The following is a 19,465-nucleotide window of genomic DNA, read 5'->3' as shown; positions in this document are numbered from 1 at the left end:
ATGAAACGAATTTCGCTAGCACTACTGCTATCTGCCAACGGGCGGAGACGGTAGCGCGCACGCGTACACCCAATTCAACGGCCCGTTTGCACCAGCAACGGGCCGTTTTTCTTTGGGTTGCTGGGTTTGAACTTTCACAATCGACGAGATCCACATGTTGAAACAACCTGCCAGCAAGTACCCCGCTTTCAAACCGATTGGTCTGCGTGACCGCACCTGGCCCGATGCCGTGCTGACCCAGGCTCCTATCTGGCTGAGTACGGACCTGCGGGATGGCAATCAGGCCTTGATCGAGCCCATGGACCTCGCGCGCAAACACCGCATGTTCCAGACGCTGGTGAAAATCGGGTTCAAGGAAATCGAGGTGGGTTTTCCCTCGGCCTCCCAGGTGGAGTTTGACTTTGTGCGCCAACTGATCGAAGGCAATCTGATCCCCGACGATGTGCACATCCAGGTGCTCACACATGCCCGCGAACCCCTGATTGAACGTACCTTCGAATCACTCAAGGGCGCGCGCAAGGCCATCATGCACATGGTGAATCCGGTTGCGCCCATCATGCGGCGGGTGGTCCTGGGCTTGAGCGAAGACGGCATCGTCGAGCTGGTGCAGCGCAACGCCAGGCTGTTTAGCGCGCTTGCGGCAACGCAGCCTGAAACCGAGTGGACCTTCGAATATTCGCCCGAAATGTTTTCAGACACCGAACTGGCCTTCTCCAAACGCGTGGTGGATGCGGTCACGGAGGTGTGGGCGGCCAGTCCTGCGAACAAGTGCATCATCAATTTGCCGACAACCGTCGAGCATTCCACGCCGAATATCTTCGCGGACATGATCGAGTGGATGCATCGCCATATCGAGCGGCGCGACGGGGTGATTCTCTCCGTGCATCCCCACAATGACCGCGGCACCGGGACGGCTGCCGCCGAGCTGGCCTTGATGGCTGGCGCCGACCGTGTCGAAGGCTGTTTGTTCGGCAATGGCGAGCGCACCGGCAACCTCGACCTGGTCAATGTCGCGCTCAACCTTTACACCCAGGGCGTTGATCCCGAGCTTGATTTTTCAGACATTGACGATATCCGACGCACGGTGGAGCACTGCAACCAGTTGCCGGTGCATCCGCGTCACCCTTATGCGGGTGACCTGGTCTACACCTCGTTTTCCGGCTCGCACCAGGATGCGATCAAGAAGGCCTTTGCCGCACGCAAGGACGGCGATGTCTGGGACATGCCTTATTTGCCCATAGACCCCAAGGACCTGGGGCGCAGCTACGAAGCCGTGATCCGGGTCAACAGCCAGTCGGGCAAGGGCGGGATTTCCTACCTGCTTGAAAGTGAATACGGACTGGAGCTGCCGCGCCGCCTGCAAATTGAATTCAGCCAGGTGGTTCAGGGTGTGATGGACGCGACCGGCAAGGAACTGACGGCCCAGGACTTGTGGACCTTGTTTGACCGTGAATACGGCGTTCAGAGTGTGGTGGCACCCCGGCATCAGGTCGTGGAAGAGGTGGGTAGCCAGATGGTGCAAATGCGTGCCGACGTGATTCTTCAGGGGCAGTCGTTTACTCTGGACGGGCAGGGCGCCGGTCCCATCGATGCCTTCGTCAAGGGCTTGAACGAGGCCACGGGCCACAGCATTCGTGTGCTCGACTACCACGAACATGCGGTGGGCTCGGGCGCGGATGCCCAGGCGGTGGCCTATCTGGAGTTGCGTGTGAATGAACACCAGACGCTGTTCGGCGTGGGCCGGGATGCGAATATTGTTTCGGCCTCGCTGAAAGCGGTCATTTCCGGCCTGCAGCGCGCAAAAATTACAATGTCACCCAGGCAAATTAGCGGCACAGCCGCCTGAGCGGCAAAAGATCAACAGGAGAACCCCATGACTGACAAACTGATTATTTTTGACACCACCTTGCGCGACGGCGAGCAGTCGCCCGGTGCTTCCATGACTCGTGATGAAAAATTGCGTATTGCGCGCCAGCTGGAGCGTCTGAAGGTGGATGTGATCGAAGCCGGTTTTGCAGCCAGCTCGAACGGGGACTTTGAAGCGGTGCAGGCGATTGCCAACACCATCCGGGAGTCCACCATCTGCTCGCTTTCGCGGGCCAATGACCGGGATATTTCCCGTGCCGCCGAAGCCCTCAAAGGGGCGGCCAATGCCCGCATTCATACCTTTATCGCGACCAGTGCGCTGCACATGGAGAAAAAGCTGCGCATGAGCCCGGAGCAGGTGCTGGAGCAGGCCAAACTGTCGGTGCGTTTTGCCCGCAATCTCGTGGCCGACGTCGAGTTCAGCCCGGAAGACGGCTACCGCAGCGACGTTGACTTTTTGTGCCGGGTGATCGAGGCCGTGATCGCCGAAGGCGCGACCACCATCAACGTGCCCGACACCGTGGGTTATGCCGTTCCCGAGTTGTACGGCAACTTCATCAAGACCTTGCGTGAACGGGTGCCCAACAGCGACAAGGCCATCTGGTCTGTGCATTGCCACAACGACCTCGGCATGGCGGTGGCCAACTCGCTGGCCGGCGTGAAAATCGGCGGTGCGCGCCAGGTCGAGTGCACGATCAACGGCCTGGGCGAGCGCGCCGGCAACTGCTCGCTGGAAGAAATCGTCATGGCCGTGAAAACGCGCAAGGACTATTTCGGCCTGGACATGAACATCGACCCGCTGCACATCGTTGCGGCCAGCCGCATGGTCAGCCAGACCACCGGGTTTGTGGTGCAGCCGAACAAGGCCGTGGTTGGCGCCAATGCTTTTGCCCATGCGTCCGGCATCCACCAGGATGGCATGCTGAAGGCCCGCGAAACCTATGAAATCATGCGTGCCGAAGACGTGGGCTGGAGCTCCAACAAGATGGTGCTGGGCAAGCTCAGTGGCCGCAATGCGTTCAAGCAGCGCCTGCAAGACCTTGGCATCCAGATGGACAGCGAAGCCGATACCAATGCCGCCTTTGCGCGTTTCAAGGAACTGGCCGACGGCAAGAGCGAAATTTTCGACGAAGACATCCTGGCCTTGGTTAGCGAGGAAAGCCATACCCACGAAAAGGAGCAATACGGTTTCGTCTCCTTGTCGCAGCACAGCGAAACCGGCGAACGCCCGCAGGCCACGATCGTGTTCACCGTGGACGGCAAAGAGGTGCGCGGCCAATCCGACGGCAATGGCCCGGTGGATGCCTCCCTCAAAGCCATCGAAACCCATGTCAAAAGTGGTGCCGAGATGGTGCTTTATTCCGTGAATGCGATCAGTGGCTCCACCGAGAGCCAGGGTGAAGTCACGGTGCGGCTGCAAAACAGCGGCCGGGTGGTCAACGGCGTGGGCGCCGACCCGGATATCGTGGTCGCGTCGGCCAAGGCTTATTTGAGTGCGCTGAGCAAGTTACAAAATAAAGCGGACCGGGTGGCGGCTCAGGGCTGAAGATGGCTTTCGTCAAAAAATCCTTTTAAATTCAACAGTTTAGGGATTTTTTGGCGGCCAAAAGAGCGAAATTAGGCCGAAAGACGCGCAACTTCATTGTTGCGTTTAGGAAAGTTACGCAAACGATTGATATTGCGTGACTTTTTCTATTTGGATACACTCCAGCAACGCACTAATCGCAACTGGAGGCGACCCCCATGTTCAACACGCTGACTCTGATTTTCAAACGAAGTTTACAAGTCGTTGGATTTCTTACGTTTTCGGCTGCGTTGAGCTTGAGTTCGCCTGGGGCGGAGGCCGCACCAGCCAAGCGCCAGGTGGTCAAAAAGCCCCACGCCGCCAAAACGGTATCGAAAAAAGTGGTCTCCAGCCGCAAGAGCGCTCGTTTTGTGGCCAAGTCCCCGCGCAAGTCGGCGATCGTCGCCATCGTGCCGGCCAAGCCCTCGTTTGGGCAAATCGCCGGTTTGCACAGTGCGCAGGACCCGCTTGACTTGAAGTCCAGCGTGGCGCTGGTGATTGACCAGGACACGCAGGAAGTGCTGTTCAGCAAAAACGACCATGCGGTGCTGCCGATTGCTTCATTGACCAAGTTGATGACGGGCGTGATTATCAGCAATGCGCACCTGCCCATGGATGAAACCATCACCATCACGCAGGACGATGTGGACACGGAAAAAGGTAGCAGCTCACGCCTGCGCGTAGGCACCAGCCTGACACGTGGCGAGTTGCTGCACCTGGCGCTGATGTCCAGCGAAAACCGCGCGGCACACGCGTTAGGCCGCACCTATCCGGGTGGCCTGCCCACCTTTGTCGGCCTGATGAATGCCAAAGCCAAAATGCTGGGCATGAAAGACACGCGCTACGTCGAACCCACGGGTTTGTCCAGCCAGAACCAGTCCAGCGCGCAAGATCTGGCGACGCTGGTAAACACAGCACATGCCGATCCGGTGTTGCGCGAATTGTCCACCTCGACCGGCTACCAGGTGGCGGTGGGTCGGCACACGCTGCAGTACAACAACACCAACCGCCTGGTTAAAAACCCGGACTGGGACATTGGCCTGCAAAAAACCGGCTACATCTCCGAAGCCGGCCAGTGCCTGGTCATGCAGACCAAGATTGCCGGCCGCAAGTTGATCATGGTGTTTCTGGATTCGGCCGGCAAGTTGAGCCGCCTGGGTGACGCAGAACGTGTGCGTCGTTGGGTTGAGTCACAACCCATCAGTGCAACGCCCAAGGTCAGCGCTGTAGCCCGGCCGGCCAACGGTTGAAGATTGCCTGCGAGAGCAGCCTCTCGTCACTATCAGTCGCTATTTTATTGATAGCTGCTTACGTACAAGCAGCAAGGGCTAGAGCCCGTTTTTACTTATAGTTTCCGGATTTGTAGCCGAGCGCAGCCGAAATTTCGTGCGCGGTGGCTTCCAGCTTGGGCAGCCAGCTTTCATCCAGCCGGTCGGCCGGCGCTGAAATCGACAGGCCTGCGACCAACTTGCTCTGATCGTCGTAGATGCCGGCGGCCATGCAGCGCACACCCAGTTCCAGCTCTTCGTTGTCACGGGCAATGCCGTATTGGCGCGCTTTCGAGAGTTCGCGCTCCAGCACCGCCAACTGGGTGATGCTGTTGCGGGTATGGCCCGGCAGGCCGGTGCGCGTGGCATAGGCGCGCAGGCGTTGGGGATCATCAAAAGCCAGGAATAGCTTGCCCACCGAGGTCAGGTGCAAGGGCGCGCGTCCGCCAATCGCCCGCACCACCTGCATGCCGGAACGTTCGCTGTACGCGCGTTCTACGTAAATGATTTCGTCGCCCTGGCGCATGCTCAGGTTGACGGGTTGTTGGGTCAGCTTGTGCAACTCGCGCATGGGGATCAGCGCGGCATCACGCACACTCAGGCGTGCTTTCACCAGATTGCCGAGCTCCAGCAGGCGCATGCCCAACCGGTAACTGCCGGCCACGGGTCTATCCACAAAACGACCGGTGGCCAGGTCATTGAGGATGCGGTGTGCGGTGGATGGATGCAGGCCGGATTTTTCGCTGATCTCCTTGAGCGACACCGCTTCTTCGCGGGTTGCCAGGATTTCCAGCAGGGAAAACATGCGTTCGATCACCTGTACCGTTGGTTTGGCGGGTGGGCTGAGGGGATCGAGCTTTCTCATAGGCAGTTTGTACGCAAATTTTACCCTGTGAAATCGGGCTTGGCGATGGATTACTTTATGTTCGGCTGTTTCTGTGCGCCTGCGCTTAGACGGGAGCCACGACCCAATGCCCATCAAGCAGCACCTCGTTCGGCGCAAAGCGGGCCTTGTAATTCATCTTCGGGCTTTCGGCGATCCAGTAACCCAGGTAGACATAAGGCAGGTCCAGCCGCTTGGCTTGTTCAATTTGCCAGAGCACGCTGTAGTTGCCATAACTGGCCTGCGCATCGGGTTCGTAAAAGGTGTACACCGCTGACACGCCGTCCTCCAGCACATCGAGGATGGAGACCATTTTCAGCGTGCCAGCTTCACCGTTGGGCAAGGTCTCACGGAACTCCACCAGGCGCGAATTGACGCGGCTTTGCAGCAGGAACTGCGTGTACTGGTCGATGCTGTCATGGTCCATGCCGCCGCCCGCGTGGCGGCCGTTCTGGTAACGCAGGTAGAGCTGGTAATGCTCGGGCATGAAACACAGCTTGAGCACGCGGGCCTGCAGCGACTGGTGGCGCTTCCAGGCGCGGCGCTGGCTGCGGTCCGGCTGGAAGGTGTGGACCGGAACCCGCAAAGGCACACAGGCCTGGCAACCATCGCAATAGGGGCGGTAAGTGAACATGCCGCTGCGGCGAAAACCGTTGGTCACCAGCTCCGAATACGCCGCGTTGTGGATCAGGTGGCTGGGGGTGGCGACCTGCGAGCGTGCCTGCCTGCCAGGCAGGTAACTGCAAGGATAAGGTGCCGTTGCATAAAACTGCAGCGTCTGGAGGGGCAGGTCTTTGAGGTGCGTCACGTCGTCAGCTCGTTCTGGCCATCAAAATCTGCTTCCAGTATAGAGGGTCGAATTGCCAATGTGGCGGTGTTCCCCTCGCGGCTTTGGCGACGTGGGCGACAAAATCGGTGCGCGGCATTTCTGCTGCGCCCAGCGAGGCCAGGTGCCGTGTATTTTGCTGGCAGTCAATCATGACAATGCCTTGAGCCTTGCAAAACGCCACCAGCGCCGCCAAGGCAATCTTGGACGCGTCGGTCTGGTGCGCAAACATCGACTCGCCAAACACCATGCCGCCCAGGTTCACGCAATAAAGCCCGCCCACAAGTTTTTCATCGATCCATGTTTCAACGCTGTGTGCATGGCCGGCGTGATGCAGGGCAATGTAGGCGCGCACCATGTCGGGCAGGATCCAGGTGCCCGGCTGGCCGGCACGCGGCGTACTGGCGCAGGCCTGAATCACATCGGCAAACGCGGTGTCAAAACGAACCTCATGGCCGGACGTGTTTGCAAAATGCAGCAGGCTTTTGCGCAAGGATCTGTGGAGTTTGAAATCCTGCGTGCGCAGCACCATGCGCGGGTCCGGGCTCCACCACAAAATAGGCTGGTCCGCGCTGAACCACGGAAAAATGCCAAGCGCATAGGCCTGCAGCAAGCTAGTGACATCCAGCGTCCGGCCCGCCGCCAGCAAGCCCGGTGCGGGGTCATGTTCGGCCCATGCGCTGTCCACTGGCGGAAAGGCTTCATCGGCAGCAAGCCAGGGCAGGGGACGGGGTGACTTGCGCATCAATAAAAAAGAATGTGAAAAATAAAATGCCTGCGGCCAGTGCGAGGATGATTTTGGCCGTCAGGCTATGCGAGAATTCGCACTCGCTGCAAATGGTACTACCTCACACAGCGATTCATCCGCTTCACTTTTTGTGAACAGAAGATGAAGGCCAACGAAGAAGAGCCAAAATTTATGGCTATAATCTAAGGCTGTATTCCTCAATAGCTCAGTTGGTAGAGCGCCGGACTGTTAATCCGTAGGTCCCTGGTTCGAGCCCAGGTTGAGGAGCCAAGAATTCAAGCACCTGATGCGCAAGCATCAGGTGCTTTTTTCATTGGCGACGTCGGTATTGCCGCTAGCATTGGCACCATGACAAACCAGGCTTTTGAATTTAAATACCCCCGTGTTCTGAGCATTGCCGGCTCCGACAGCGGCGGCGGCGCAGGCATACAGGCGGACCTCAAGACTTTTTCTGCGCTGGGCTGCTATGGCATGACGGCGATCACGGCGCTGACGGCGCAGAACACCTTGGGTGTGCGCGCCATCCATGGTGTGCCGCCGCAAATGCTGCTGGACCAGATAGATGCTGTCGTTGAAGACATCGGTGTCGATGCCGTCAAGATCGGCATGTTGCATTCACCTGACATCGTGCACGCCGTGGCCGAAGCGATTGATCGGCATGCGCTGAAACTTGTAGTGCTGGACCCGGTGATGGTGGCTACCAGCGGTGCCGTGCTGATCGACAATCCGGCGATTGCTGCCTTGGTGCGCGAGTTGTTTGGCCGTGCGGCCTTGGTCACGCCCAATCTGGACGAAGCGGCCTTGTTGGTGGGTCGGCCGCTGGATAGCGAACAGGCGATGGAAACCGCGGCACGCGAACTGCTGGCCCAAGGTGCACGCGCGGTCTTGCTCAAGGGCGGGCATTTGCCGGGTGATGTTGTTAGTGATTTGCTGATCACGCAGGGCGGTGCGCCGCACTGGATGCGCGCGCCGCGTATTCACAGTGCCAACACCCATGGCACAGGTTGCACGCTGTCTTCTGCGATTGCGGCCCATCTGGCTTTGGGCCTGTCCTTGACCGAGGCCGTGGAGGCCGCGCGGGTCTATGTGCGTGGCGCGCTTGAGGCCGGGGCCGCCGTGCGTACCGGCGCGGGCAGCGGGCCGTTAAACCACAGCCACGCGCCGCAGGCTATGCGGCTTATTCCGCTGGACGCTTAGACGCTTGCTCAGGCCGTCGCGCTGACTCTGGCGGGTGTGTCGCTGGTCAATCGCGCCAGCACAAATGTCATAAGCAGCGTCGGCAGGGCGGCGCCCCAGCTGGGCGCGAGTTGCGCGCAGGCGTGGTAACAGACGATGCCTGTGAACCAGATCAGTACCGCGCTGTAGTTCACCTGCCGTTCCGTGACCAGTGAGGGCACATCTGAACGACCGGCCAGCCGTGCCAGGATCACGCCGTACAGCGGGATAAAGACCGAGCTGAGCATCAGCAAAAACGGCTCCAGGCTGTGCATGGGCAAAACCATGGCCAAGGCGGTGCAGACTATCGCCATGGTGATGCCCCAACGGCGCACACTCCAGCGGGGTTTCAGGCTGTGGCCTGCGACCGAGCCTGAGTACAGGTCACCGTAGGCGTTGTCCACCTCGTCAATCAGGATCAGGCCCAGCGCAATCAGGCCGCCTTGCGCGAGCAGCAGTGCGGCCACAAGGTCAGTGCTGGGCGTGGTGATGGCGACCAGCACACCGAGTGCGTAACACCAGATATTGGCCACGGCGTAACCCAGCCAGGTGCCGCGCAGCGCGCTTTTGCCATCACGCCCGTGACGCGCAAAGTCGGCCACCAGCGGCAGCCACGAGACCGGCATGGCAATCACCAGGTCCAGCGCGGCCAGCGTGCTCATGCCGCCTGCGCCGGGGCGGTTCCACAGGGTGGCCAGGCCTTGCGCATTGGCTTTGACGAAAAACTGCCAGGTGAGCCAGAGCAGCGAGGCGATCACCAGCGGCAAACCGTAACGGCCTATGAATTTGCGCACCAGCTTGACCATGGAGCCCGACAGCAGGGCGATCAGCACGCCACCCCACAGCAAGGTCGCGAGCAGCGGCCAGATGGCGCTGGTGAAGCTGCCGGACTGGCGCGCAATGGCCAGGGTGCCGTCGCGCATCACGACCAGCTCAAAAGTCGTCCAGCCGACGAGCTGCACGATGTTGAGCAAGACCGGCAGGCGCGCAAAGCTGCTGCCGTAGGTGGCGTGCATCAGGCCGGCGCTGGACAGGCCGCTGTCGCAGCCTATCTTCGCCGTCCAGGCCAGCAGCCCGGCGCCCAGGACGGAGCCGACAACAATGACCATGGCCGCCTGTTGGGCACCCAGTGCTGGCACCAGGTAAGCGCCAATTTGCATGACCAGCAGGCCGACGCCCAGGCTGAGCCAGAGTGCGGCGTGGTCGCGAAAGCCAAACGAGCGGTCGCTGGCGGCTTGCGGTGTGAGCGCCGTGTTGGTGTTGCCGTAAGAGGCGGAATTAGCGGGAGTCGTAGCCATCAACATTCCAATCGTTAATGGCAGGTCGGCTTGTTGGAAGCCCAGGGTCGGGCGCCTGAAACATGCTTCCCTGCGCGAGGATTACCTCAATCAGGTTCAAAGGGACTTTCTCAGTCGTGTCGCTTTTTTCAAAACAGCACAACACCCCTAGCGAATGTGCCTTGACAGGCACGAGGCGGATTATAGGAACAGGCCGCTCATTGGCCTACCCCGGGAACGGTCAGTTGTTGCTTTTTAGTCGATCTTGACGTTGGCGGTTTTGACAATGGTGCGGTACTTGCCAATTTCCGAACGGATCAGAGCACCAAACTCCGCGGGGCTGTTGCCCGCAGGCTGAAGCCCCATGGACAGGAGTTTCTCCTTGATGTCCGGCTGGGAAAGCATACGCAGCAGTTCGGCATTGAGCTTGTCGACGACGGCTTTGGGCGTGTTGCGTGGCGCGACGATGCCATACCAGGTGCCGTCCTCAAAACCGGGCAGTCCGGCCTCCGCCAGGGTGGGCACTTCCGGCAGGGCCGCCACACGTTGTGTCGACGAGACGCCGAGGGCGCGCAGCTTGCCGCTTTTCACAAAAGGCACCAGCGTGACCAGGTTGTCGAACTGCGCATCAACCACACCGCCCAGCAGGTCGGTGGTGGCGGGCGCGCTACCCTTGTACGGAATGTGACCCACGTCCACCCCGGCCGCCAGGCCAAAACTCACACCGCCCAGATGCTGGGCCGTGCCGGTGCCGCCGTTGCCTATGGTGATGCGGCCAGGCGAACGTTTGGCCAAGTCAATGAATTCGCGGGCGTTCTGCGCCGGGACCTTGGGATGGACAACCAGCAGCAAGGGCGCCTTGACCAACAGTGCCACCGGCTGGAAGTCGGTGGCCGAGTCGTAATTGAGCTTGGGATAAAGCGACGGGTTCACCGCCATGAAACCGGCCGCGGCCAGGGTCAGCGTGTAGCCATCGGCAGGTGCCTTGGCGCCGGCTTCGGCGCCTATGTTGCCGCCTGCACCGGGCCGGTTCTCCACGATGGCGGGCTGGCCCCAGGCCGTGGCCAGGTGTTGCGCCACCATGCGGCCCAGCGTGTCGGAAGCGCCGCCTGGCGGGAAGGGCACGATCACTCGCATTCCCTTGCTCGGAAAATCGGTTTGCGCCACTGCGGGCACCATCAGGCTGGCCGCGCAGGCCAGTGTCACACCTAACAAACGAGAGAAGGAAGAAAGCGTCATCGTGGGTCTCCTGAACAAGAGGTTGGTGAGCCGTGTCAATCGAGCTTGGCGCCGGAATCCTTGACGACTTTGGCCCAGTGGCTTATTTCGCGGCGGATGAACGAACCGAATTCAGCGGAAGAACTCGGCATGGGGGTGACGCCCATGCCCGCAAGTTGCGTCTGGAAGGCCGGGTCCTTGAGCGCGCGGTTCATTTCTGCGTTGAGGCGGGCGACGATGTCTGTCGGTGTTCCCTTGGGCGCCAGAAAACCAAACCAGACCGTCATGTCAAAGCCCGGCACACTTTCGGAGACGGCGGGGATGTCCTGCGCAGCGGCTGAACGCTTGAGGCTGGAGACGCCCAAAGCGCGCACGCGTCCACCCTGGACCTGCGGCAACACGGCTGGCATCTGGTCAAACAACATGTTGACCTGGCCGCCAATCAAGTCCTGCATGGCGGGGCCGCCGCCCTTGTAGGGCACGTGGACGATGTCCACGCCAGCCGCGGATTTCAGCATTTCGGCGGCCAGGTGGCTGGAGGTGCCGTTGCCGTTGGAGGCGTAATTGAGTTTGCCGGGATGGGCCTTGGCGTAGGCGATCAGTTCCTTCACGTTGTTGGCCGGCACGGCCGGATGCACCACCAGCAGGTTGGGCACGCCGGCATACAAACCGATGGGGGCGAGGTCCTTGATCGGATCGAAGGGCATCTTCGCGTACAGGGCGGGGTTGATGGCCAGGCCGATAGGCCCCATGAGGATGGTGTAGCCATCGGGCTCCGCTTTGGCCACCATGTCCATGCCCACATTGCCGCCCGCGCCCGGACGATTGTCGACGATGACGGGCTGGCCCATCTGCTGGCCCATGCGTTCGGCCAGCATGCGCGCCAGGATGGAGGTCGTGCCGCCGGCTGCGAAAGGCACAACCAGTTTGACCGGCTTATTGGGATAACCGGTTTGTGCGGCAGCCAGGCCGGAGGCCAACACCAGGCTGGCGCCGCAGAGCCCAAGCGCCAGCCGGCGCGACATGGAAGAAGTGAACATGAAAGCCTCCTATCGTTGTATTTGAAAAAGGTCGGGTGGCGCTTCAGGCCACGGTGTAGCGGTCGACGAAGTCCTGGCGAATCGTGATGCCCAGACCGGGCCGGTCGGGAATTTCAACCAGACCGTCCTTGACTTCGAATTGCTCTTCGGCCAGGTCTTGTAGCAGCGGGTTGGCACCCACGGAATACTCCAGCAACCAGCCAGCCGGTGACGCGGCGGCCACATGCATGCCGGCGGCAAAGGCCAGGGCCCCTGTCCACAGATGCGGTGCCAGCTTGAGGTTCCAGGCCGAAGCGATGGCGCCTATACGCATGGCTTCGGAAATCCCGCCGCAGATCGCCAGGTCGGGCTGGAAGACATCGGCCGCACGCAGTTCCGCCAGGTCACGGAAGTCAAAACGGTTGAACTCGCTTTCGCCGGCCGCGATCGGGATGGCCGTGGCGGCACGTACCTCGGCCATGCCGCGTTTGTCGTCGGCCGTCACCGGCTCCTCGAACCACAAGAGGTTGCAGTCTTCCACCAGGCGGCAGAAACGTTTGGCTTCCGCCACGGTGTAAGTGCCATGGGCGTCGCAGGCCAGGCCGATGTCCGGGCCCAAGGCTTTGCGCGCGGCGATGACACGGCGTGCCGAATTGATCGGGTCGCCGTCGATCACGCCGACACGCATCTTCACGGCCTTGAAGCCGCCGCGTGCCACATAACCCAGCAGTTGTTCGCCAATGTGTTCGGCATCGGCCCAGCCGCCCGAGGCGTAGGCCGGCATACGCTCGGCCTTGCGGCCACCGAGCAGGCGCCACACTGGAGCGTTGAGGTGTTTGCCCAGCAAGTCCCAGAGGGCGAGGTCGATGCCGCTGATGGCCGAGATCGAAACACCGCGTCGGCCCATGATGGGGAACACGTGGCCATGCGCCAGTGCGTAGTGGCCGCGGCAGCCGTTGTACATCAGCTCCCAGAGGCGGTTGATGTCGCGCGGGTCTTCGCCGATCAGTGCGGGGCCGAACTTTTGGTTGATCAGCGCCACCAGGCCGTGGCTGTTGGCCTCGCTGCCAACCTCTTCCTTGGCTTCGCCCCAGCCAACCAGGCCACAGTCGGTTTCGATACGAACCAGCACGGAGTCGAAGGAGGCGACGCGGCCGAAATCGGAAACATGTTGTTTTTCGTAAGGGATGGGGACGTGTAGCCAGCGGGCGTTGATGCTTTTGATTTTCATGATTGGGGCAGGTTGGACCAGCGCGCGAGGATGGCCTCTTGCGCTTCGGGGTTGACGAAATGGTGGGGCAGGCGGCCGTCTTGCATCTCCAGCAACTGGCTGGCGACACCTTCACTCATGCGGCGCATGCTTTCCTGGGTGATGCCGGCCAAGTGCGGGGACAGCAGCACATGGGGCAGACCCAGCAGCGGGGACGAGGCGGGCAAGGGCTGGGTGCTGAACACATCGAGCGCGGCACCGGCCAGCGCACCGCTGCGCAAGGCCGCCACGAGTGCGGCGTCATCGACAACCGGGCCGCGTGCGACGTTGATCAGGCGTGCGCCTGGCTTCATGCTGGCCAGTTCGGCGGCGCCTATCAGCCCGCGTGTGCTGTCGCTCAGCGGGCAGGCCAGCACCAGGTAGTCGGCCTGAGGCAGGGCTTGCGTCAGGGTAACGTAATGCAGCAGTTCGGTGTCTGGCGCCGGACTGCGCCGTATGCCCAGCACACGCATGCCGAAGCCCAGGGCGCAGATGCGGGCGAGTGCCTGACCAATCGCACCCATGCCCACAATCGCGACCGTTTTGCCCTGCAGGTCGCTGGCACCGTCGGCCAGTTGACGGGCTGCGGCCCAGGAGGTGGTACGCAGTGTGGTGTTGATCAGTGTCAGGTGGCGCGCCAGGTTGAGCATTTGCGCCACGGCGTATTCGGCCACGCTGCGGGCATTGACGGCCGGCACGTTGGCAACGGCCACGCCGTGGCGGCTGGCGGCATGGACCGGGATCATGTCCAGTCCGGCCCCGTGCCGCACCACACCACGCAGCCTTGGTGCGTTTGCAAAAAGATCGTCGGGCAGCGGCGAGCGCACCACGATGAAACTGGCATCCGACGCGGCGCGTTGAAGCGTTGCCGCATCCGTTGCGCTGGCAAGGTGCAGGTCGAAGTGCACGGCCAGTTGGCGGGCAACTTCGGGGTGGATGGGATTGGTGAGCAGGACGCGGGGCAGGGGCACGGCAGGTAACGCAGTCGTGAAAAAAAGAGAGAAAGGGACGGGGAAGGAAAGAGCGTCAGGCCGTCGTCGGCGGACTGGCCTTGTCGGCCGGGCCGACATGCAACATCCAGTAGCGCTCCACATTGCCCAGGTGATCGCCCAACACGGCGAGTGCCCGCGACGAATCACCAGCCTCGACCGCATCCCGCAAGGCCGTGTGTTGTTGGATGGAGCGCAGGCCGTTGGCCGGATCGCTGAAATACTGGGCGCGCCGCGCTTTGGAGGCCAGCCAGAAGGAGTTGGCTGCGCGCTGGATCAGCTTGTTGCCGCTGGCTGCGCACAAAGCCATGTGAAACAGCGCGTCCTGATCGCTGATGGATTGGCCGGCTGCGTGGCGTTCTCTGGAGATTGTCAGCACCGCGTCGATTCGGGCCAGGTCGGCGTCGGTGCGGCGGCTGCAGGCCAGGCCCACCGACTGGACTTCCAGCATGGAGCGGAATTCGTTCAGGTCTTTCACGTCTGCGGCCGACACCGGCATGCCGAGGTCGGATTCCAGCACCAGCATGTCGACCGAAGCTTCTGTGGCGATGTCGCGCAGGTAAATGCCGGACTGCGGTTTGCGCTGGATCACACGCATGGCTTCCAGCGCCGACAGCGCTTCCCGCAGGATGCCGCGGCTGATTTTGAAACGTTCGGCCAGTTCGCGCTCCGAGGGAATGCGGTCACCCGCGGCATAACCCCGCTCACGGATGAAGGGCAGGATGCGGGAGAGGACTTGGGTGCTGTCTAGGGCTGTGGTCATAATTGGTTTAACCAAATTGGTTGAACCAGATTGTTGCCAACTCTGCTTTTCAGGAAAACCCGGGATTACCCTTGGAATGAAAAAAGCCCACTCAAAAGCGGGCTGGGTGGCACAGAGGTTTTTTCAATCGAATACCGGTGACGCCAGATTCGGGCGAATGCACTTTTGGCGCGGGTGCCAGTGCAGCTGAAGTCAGGGTGCTACTTAATTGATAGCTCTCTGCGCTCATCCTGACTGGGCTACAGGCCTTTTTTGCTTATAAAAATCACAATTTCTGGCCTCAAGGGGTGCTTTTTCGGCCTTTTTAGGCATGAAATCATGCTCTAGCCCAATCAGGATAAGCGCAGTCAGCTATTAAAAATGTAGCGAAGGCATGACGTCGGAATGGGGTAGCGAACAAACACACGCAGGGTTCAGGCAGGCCCCATGGACAATCAGCGCCATGCGTGTTTGTTCCCCTGTACCTGCCTGCCATTTCCGGCACGAGCCAAGGCGTGTCCCCTCGTGAGTGCCGTGCCGCTTGTTGCCGCCCGTTTTCGTCCACGCCTGACCTTGCAGACGCTGACACGCGGCGATGGTTTGTTGGGCATGAAACCCAACGGGCCGTTCGGACCGCGCGGCGAGCAGGTCACGGTGGTGCTGGTGGACTGGACCTATGCCATGGACGGCGGTCTGCACTGGGAATGCCCGGCGCCGGTGACGGTGCTCAACAGCCGCGCCGCACCTGTGCAAAGTCTGGTCGACAGCCGGGGCCGCGTCGTAACTTTGCAGCGTGACATCTACGCCGAAGCCGAGGCCATGGATGGCTTGTGGACGCTGGGCCTGCATCCGGTGCCGCCGGACGCCCTGCAGTGGCGAAGCGATGAAGCGGCGGCGGGCCATGGCGTCTTTTGGTCGCTGCTGCAGGAGGAATCTTTTGCGGATTTCTGGGCGGATCAGTTGCCCGCTCTGCAGGCTGAGGGTTGGGCCGTCGTGGTACGGCCCGGTTTTGCCCATGAAAGCGTGCCGGTGGACGCCTGGCGCCTGCTGATCAGCCCCGACACCGGCGAAGTGCTGGGCAAGGAGGTGGCCGCGCCCATGCACGGCCGACCACCCGTGGTGCAGGCCCTGGGCCTGGCGCCGCGCGAAGGCTCCTGGCTGCTCACCTTGGGTGTGGAGGTTGACGGCCAGACGCTGGACCTCGCACCCATGATGGCCGACCTGTTGCGCCGCGACAGCCGCTGGCTGAATGCCCGGCAGGTGAGGGACATCGACGATAAATCGGTGATTACCTTGCGCGCGCCGGGCGGCAAACGGATCGCCGTTCCGGCTGCCCTGCTCAAGACCATTGTGGGCAGCATGCTGGATTTGCTGACCGATCCCCGGCGTGCCGAAGGCCCCTTGCGCCTGTCGGCGTGGGACGCCTGGCGGCTGGACATGCTGGACGCGGGTGTGGCCCGTGCGGGTCTGGAGAGTGCCTGGCAGTTCAGGGGCGACGCCGGTTTGCGTGAGCTGGCGCTGCGGCTGCAGGGACGCGGCGGGCCGCAGGTCGTGGACGCGCCGGCAGGCCTGGGCGTGACGCTGCGGCCCTACCAGTTGCAGGGCCTGGCCTGGTTGCAATACCTGCGTACCCACCAGCTGGGCGGCATTCTGGCCGACGACATGGGCCTGGGTAAAACAGCGCAGGCGCTGGCGCACCTGCTGACCGAAAAACAGGCGGGCCGGATGACGCTGCCGTCTCTGGTGGTCGTGCCTACCTCATTGGTGTTCAACTGGCAGGCCGAGGCCAGACGTATGGCGCCGGGTTTGCGCCTGCTGGTGTTGCAGGGGCCGGATCGTGCAGAAGTATTTCAGGCCATGCCTGAGCATGACGTCGTGCTGACCACCTACCCGCTGCTCTGGCGTGATGTCGATGTGCTGGCGCGCCAGCCGTTTCATTTGCTCATCCTGGACGAGGCGCAATGGGTCAAGAATGCAGCCGGGCGTAGCGCCCGCGCGCTTCGCCGCCTGCAAGCGCATCATCGCCTGTGCCTGACGGGCACACCGCTGGAAAACCACCTGGGTGAACTCTGGGCGCAGTTCGATTTTTTGATGCCCGGCTTTCTGGGCGATGCGCGCAGTTTTGCGCGCTTGTGGCGCAAGCCGATTGAAACAAATGGCGAAACGCTGAAGGCCCAGTTGCTGGCGCAGCGTGTGCGTCCTTTTATCCTGCGTCGGCGCAAGGAAGACGTGGCCACGGAGTTGCCGCCCTTGACTGAAGTGATCAAGCGGGTGCAATTGCAGGGCCATCAGCGCGAGCTGTATGAAAGTGTGCGTGTGGCGGCCGACGAGCAGGTGCGCCGTGTCTTGAAACGCAACAGTTTTGCCGGTGCCCAGATCACCATCCTGGACGCGCTGCTCAAGCTGCGCCAGGTGTGCTGTGACCCCTACCTGCTGCGGGGCGTGAAACCTTCGCGCGCCATGGGTCGGGCCAAGCTGGAGCTGCTGGGCGGCATGCTCCCCGAGTTGCTTGCCGAGGGCCGGCGCGTGCTGGTGTTTTCGCAGTTCACCGGCATGCTGGCAATGATCGAAACCGAGCTGCAGGCGCTGCAGCTTCCCTGGCTGTCACTGACGGGTGACACGCCGCCGAAAAAGCGCGGCGAGGTGGTGCGCCGCTTCCAGGACAAGACCGTGCCCATCCTGCTGGTCAGCCTGAAAGCCGGTGGCGTCGGCCTTAACCTGACGGCGGCGGACACGGTGATTCATGTGGACCCCTGGTGGAACCCGGCCGTGGAGGAACAGGCCACGGCTCGCGCCCACCGTATCGGGCAGGACCAGCCGGTGTTTGTCTACAAGCTGGTGGTGGAGGGCAGCATTGAAGAACGCATGCTGGAGCTGCAGGCCCGCAAGGCTGCCTTAGCCGAAGGTGTGCTGGGCAGCGACAGTGCCACGGTCCTTAAATTCAACCCGGAAGACCTGCAGGCCTTGCTGGCGCCGCTGGAGGTGGCCGCTTCAAGCCCACCGGGTTAAGCAGGGCTTGTGTTGCCGGCTTATGTGCCGGCCACACCCAACAACTGGTGCAGGCGCGGGCTGGTGGTGGTGTACTGCAACATGATTTTTTTGTCCGGGAAGACCAGCGCTGCCGCGCCAAAAGCGGCCAGTGTGCTTTCATGGAAGCCGCTGAGGATCAGTTTTTTCTTGCCCGGGTAGGTGTTGATGTCACCGACGGCGAAGATGCCCGGGATGCTGGTTGAAAACTGCTCGGTATCCACCAGCAACTGCTTGCGCTCCATGTCCAGGCCCCAGTGCGCCACCGGCCCGAGCTTGGGCGACAGGCCGAGCAAGACCAGCAGCGCATCCAGCGGCAGCGGGTGTGTCTGGCCGTCCACGTCCGTCACCTGGGCGGCAACCAACTTGCCGTCCTTCTCGTCGTAACCCGTGACCTGGCCAACCTCGAAGTGCATCTTGCCCGCATCACACAGCGCCTTGACTTTGGCGATGGCTTCGGGCGCGGCCTGGAAGACGTCGCGGCGATGCAGCAGCGTCACGCTTTCGGTGTTGCCTTCGGTCGCGAACCGGCATGCCCAGTCCAGCGCCGCGTCGTCACCGCCCACGATGAGCAGCTTCTTGCCGGCAAAGTGGTCGGGATGGTCAACGCGGTAAAACAGCTGGCTGTCATTAAATTTGTCCAGGCCGTCTATCTTCAGCAGCTTGGGCTGGAAGGCGCCCACACCTGCCGCCACGATGATGGTTTTGGTCAGGAACTGGCTGCCTTTGGAGGTCTCCACAAAAAACCGGCCGTCGGCACGCTGCTCCAGCACACGGACTTCCTGGCCCAGGTGAAACGCGGGGGGCGAAGGGTTCAATCTGCTTGAGCAGGTTGGCGACCAGTTCACGGCCCGTGTAACGCAGCACACCGGGAATGTCGTAAATTGGTTTGTCGGGGTACAGCTCCATACACTGGCCACCGGGGTGGGGCAGGGAGTCCACGACTTGGGCCTTGATCTCCAGCAGCCCGAGCTGGAAAACCTGGAACAGGCCGACTGGCCCCGCGCCTATAACAAGCGCATCAGTTTGAATCATGTCACAGCCCGGTTGCATATGCGAAGTGGACCGTCCCTGCCAGCGGACGTCGCGGAACTGGCTATGCCAGGCCGCAGGCGTCGCCCCCTGCAAGGGGGGAAGGTGCTACACGAAGTGAGCATCCGACGGGGGTGTTACCTTACCAGCTCTGACAGCTTGCCTGTCTTGTCTTTCCACTCTTCGGCATCGGGCAAGGCATCCTTGCGCTTGGTGATGCTTTTCCAGCCCGCCGCCTGGCTCAATTCAACATTGAGCTTGATAAACGCGATTTGATCGGCCGGCACATCTTCCTCGGCATAAATCGCGTTGACCGGACATTCGGGAATACAGACGGCGCAGTCAATACATTCGTCCGGATCGATCACCAGCATGTTCGGGCCTTCGCGGAAGCAATCCACGGGGCAGACATCCACACAGTCGGTGTATTTGCAGCGGATGCACGATTCGGAGACGATGTGAGTCATGTTGTTCTAAGCTAATCGGTGGAAACCCTTGATTTTAAGAGGTTTCGCAGGTTGGGGTTAAACAGGGATGGCCTG

Annotated in this window: 15 protein-coding genes, 1 tRNA gene, 1 pseudogene and 1 riboswitch; of the genes and pseudogenes, 6 read left to right on the top strand and 11 right to left on the bottom strand. The window is 61.4% G+C overall.

The window, feature by feature from the left end; genetic code table 11:
• The first annotated feature begins 154 nt into the window (after positions 1-154).
• The 3 genes from leuA to pbpG all read left to right on the top strand — a co-directional run bounded on the left by leuA (position 155) and on the right by pbpG (position 4,680).
• Positions 155-1,846, top strand: coding sequence for a 2-isopropylmalate synthase (gene leuA / locus ACHMXK_RS13285; protein ID WP_397441041.1), 1,692 nt, complete (start codon positions 155-157; stop codon positions 1,844-1,846).
• A gap of 27 nt (positions 1,847-1,873) precedes the next feature.
• Complete coding sequence (locus tag ACHMXK_RS13280; protein ID WP_397441040.1) at positions 1,874-3,412, top strand: 2-isopropylmalate synthase; 1,539 nt, start codon at positions 1,874-1,876, stop codon at positions 3,410-3,412.
• A gap of 197 nt (positions 3,413-3,609) precedes the next feature.
• Entirely contained in the window at positions 3,610-4,680 is a 1,071-nt protein-coding gene (pbpG, locus tag ACHMXK_RS13275) for a D-alanyl-D-alanine endopeptidase (RefSeq protein WP_397441039.1), read from the top strand.
• 91 nt (positions 4,681-4,771) lie between these two features.
• Here the strand turns inward: pbpG and ACHMXK_RS13270 are convergent, their stop codons facing one another.
• The 3 genes from ACHMXK_RS13270 to aat form a co-directional block, all read right to left on the bottom strand.
• The gene (locus ACHMXK_RS13270) at positions 4,772-5,563 is read right to left on the bottom strand and encodes an IclR family transcriptional regulator (RefSeq protein ID WP_397441038.1); all 792 of its coding nucleotides are present in this window, start codon (positions 5,561-5,563) and stop codon (positions 4,772-4,774) included.
• An 85-nt stretch (positions 5,564-5,648) separates the two neighbouring features.
• Complete coding sequence (locus tag ACHMXK_RS13265) at positions 5,649-6,389, bottom strand: arginyltransferase (RefSeq protein ID WP_397441037.1); 741 nt, start codon at positions 6,387-6,389, stop codon at positions 5,649-5,651.
• Positions 6,390-6,393: 4 nt separating this feature from the next.
• The gene (aat, locus tag ACHMXK_RS13260) at positions 6,394-7,152 is read right to left on the bottom strand and encodes a leucyl/phenylalanyl-tRNA--protein transferase (RefSeq protein WP_397441036.1); all 759 of its coding nucleotides are present in this window, start codon (positions 7,150-7,152) and stop codon (positions 6,394-6,396) included.
• A 197-nt stretch (positions 7,153-7,349) separates the two neighbouring features.
• On the opposite strand from aat, the gene ACHMXK_RS13255 reads away from it, so the two are divergent.
• Both ACHMXK_RS13255 and thiD read left to right on the top strand, forming a co-directional pair.
• A tRNA-Asn gene (locus tag ACHMXK_RS13255) sits at positions 7,350-7,425 on the top strand.
• A 78-nt stretch (positions 7,426-7,503) separates the two neighbouring features.
• Entirely contained in the window at positions 7,504-8,352 is an 849-nt protein-coding gene (gene thiD, locus ACHMXK_RS13250; protein ID WP_397441035.1) for a bifunctional hydroxymethylpyrimidine kinase/phosphomethylpyrimidine kinase, read from the top strand.
• A gap of 8 nt (positions 8,353-8,360) precedes the next feature.
• On the opposite strand, the gene ACHMXK_RS13245 is transcribed toward thiD, so the two are convergent.
• The 6 genes from ACHMXK_RS13245 to ACHMXK_RS13220 all read right to left on the bottom strand — a co-directional run bounded on the left by ACHMXK_RS13245 (position 8,361) and on the right by ACHMXK_RS13220 (position 14,885).
• Positions 8,361-9,668, bottom strand: coding sequence for a purine-cytosine permease family protein (locus ACHMXK_RS13245; RefSeq protein ID WP_397441033.1), 1,308 nt, complete (start codon positions 9,666-9,668; stop codon positions 8,361-8,363).
• A gap of 50 nt (positions 9,669-9,718) precedes the next feature.
• A riboswitch (TPP riboswitch) is annotated at positions 9,719-9,827 on the bottom strand.
• 75 nt (positions 9,828-9,902) lie between these two features.
• Positions 9,903-10,886, bottom strand: a complete 984-nt coding sequence (locus tag ACHMXK_RS13240; RefSeq protein ID WP_397441031.1) for a Bug family tripartite tricarboxylate transporter substrate binding protein — start codon at positions 10,884-10,886, stop codon at positions 9,903-9,905.
• Between the two features lie 35 nt (positions 10,887-10,921).
• Complete coding sequence (locus ACHMXK_RS13235) at positions 10,922-11,905, bottom strand: Bug family tripartite tricarboxylate transporter substrate binding protein (RefSeq protein ID WP_397441029.1); 984 nt, start codon at positions 11,903-11,905, stop codon at positions 10,922-10,924.
• A gap of 43 nt (positions 11,906-11,948) precedes the next feature.
• Positions 11,949-13,115: a mandelate racemase/muconate lactonizing enzyme family protein gene (locus ACHMXK_RS13230; protein WP_397441027.1), complete on the bottom strand. Its 1,167-nt coding sequence runs from the start codon at positions 13,113-13,115 to the stop codon at positions 11,949-11,951.
• Complete coding sequence (locus ACHMXK_RS13225; RefSeq protein WP_397441025.1) at positions 13,112-14,104, bottom strand: NAD(P)-dependent oxidoreductase; 993 nt, start codon at positions 14,102-14,104, stop codon at positions 13,112-13,114. The genes ACHMXK_RS13230 and ACHMXK_RS13225 overlap by 4 nt, the downstream gene beginning before the upstream one ends.
• Positions 14,105-14,159: 55 nt before the next feature.
• Positions 14,160-14,885 (bottom strand): FadR/GntR family transcriptional regulator, encoded by a 726-nt coding sequence (locus ACHMXK_RS13220; RefSeq protein WP_397441023.1) that lies wholly within the window; start codon positions 14,883-14,885, stop codon positions 14,160-14,162.
• 426 nt (positions 14,886-15,311) lie between these two features.
• On the opposite strand from ACHMXK_RS13220, the gene ACHMXK_RS13215 reads away from it, so the two are divergent.
• Positions 15,312-17,873, top strand: a complete 2,562-nt coding sequence (locus ACHMXK_RS13215; RefSeq protein ID WP_397441021.1) for a DEAD/DEAH box helicase — start codon at positions 15,312-15,314, stop codon at positions 17,871-17,873.
• Between the two features lie 20 nt (positions 17,874-17,893).
• Here ACHMXK_RS13215 and ACHMXK_RS13210 read toward each other — a convergent pair.
• A pseudogene (locus ACHMXK_RS13210) lies at positions 17,894-18,944 on the bottom strand (NAD(P)/FAD-dependent oxidoreductase).
• 116 nt (positions 18,945-19,060) lie between these two features.
• Complete coding sequence (gene fdxA / locus ACHMXK_RS13205; RefSeq protein WP_397441019.1) at positions 19,061-19,390, bottom strand: ferredoxin FdxA; 330 nt, start codon at positions 19,388-19,390, stop codon at positions 19,061-19,063.
• Positions 19,391-19,465: the final 75 nt, after the last annotated feature.

This window comes from Polaromonas sp. UC242_47, from assembly GCF_044452385.1.
In the GTDB taxonomy this organism is placed as follows: domain Bacteria; phylum Pseudomonadota; class Gammaproteobacteria; order Burkholderiales; family Burkholderiaceae_C; genus Polaromonas.
Note: the sequence above shows the minus strand (reverse complement) of the source record. Positions and strands in the feature narration are given on the sequence as shown.

Excerpts from the sequence above, each read along its gene's own strand:
- leuA (WP_397441041.1), top strand. The coding sequence starts at position 155 with ATGTTGAAACAACCTGCCAGCAAGTACCCCGCTTTCAAACCGATTGGT.
- ACHMXK_RS13280 (WP_397441040.1), top strand. The coding sequence starts at position 1,874 with ATGACTGACAAACTGATTATTTTTGACACCACCTTGCGCGACGGCGAG.
- pbpG (WP_397441039.1), top strand. The coding sequence starts at position 3,610 with ATGTTCAACACGCTGACTCTGATTTTCAAACGAAGTTTACAAGTCGTT.
- ACHMXK_RS13270 (WP_397441038.1), bottom strand. The coding sequence starts at position 5,563 with ATGAGAAAGCTCGATCCCCTCAGCCCACCCGCCAAACCAACGGTACAG.
- aat (WP_397441036.1), bottom strand. The coding sequence starts at position 7,152 with ATGCGCAAGTCACCCCGTCCCCTGCCCTGGCTTGCTGCCGATGAAGCC.
- thiD (WP_397441035.1), top strand. The coding sequence starts at position 7,504 with ATGACAAACCAGGCTTTTGAATTTAAATACCCCCGTGTTCTGAGCATT.
- ACHMXK_RS13245 (WP_397441033.1), bottom strand. The coding sequence starts at position 9,668 with ATGGCTACGACTCCCGCTAATTCCGCCTCTTACGGCAACACCAACACG.
- ACHMXK_RS13240 (WP_397441031.1), bottom strand. The coding sequence starts at position 10,886 with ATGACGCTTTCTTCCTTCTCTCGTTTGTTAGGTGTGACACTGGCCTGC.
- ACHMXK_RS13235 (WP_397441029.1), bottom strand. The coding sequence starts at position 11,905 with ATGTTCACTTCTTCCATGTCGCGCCGGCTGGCGCTTGGGCTCTGCGGC.
- ACHMXK_RS13230 (WP_397441027.1), bottom strand. The coding sequence starts at position 13,115 with ATGAAAATCAAAAGCATCAACGCCCGCTGGCTACACGTCCCCATCCCT.
- ACHMXK_RS13220 (WP_397441023.1), bottom strand. The coding sequence starts at position 14,885 with ATGACCACAGCCCTAGACAGCACCCAAGTCCTCTCCCGCATCCTGCCC.
- ACHMXK_RS13215 (WP_397441021.1), top strand. The coding sequence starts at position 15,312 with ATGGACAATCAGCGCCATGCGTGTTTGTTCCCCTGTACCTGCCTGCCA.
- fdxA (WP_397441019.1), bottom strand. The coding sequence starts at position 19,390 with ATGACTCACATCGTCTCCGAATCGTGCATCCGCTGCAAATACACCGAC.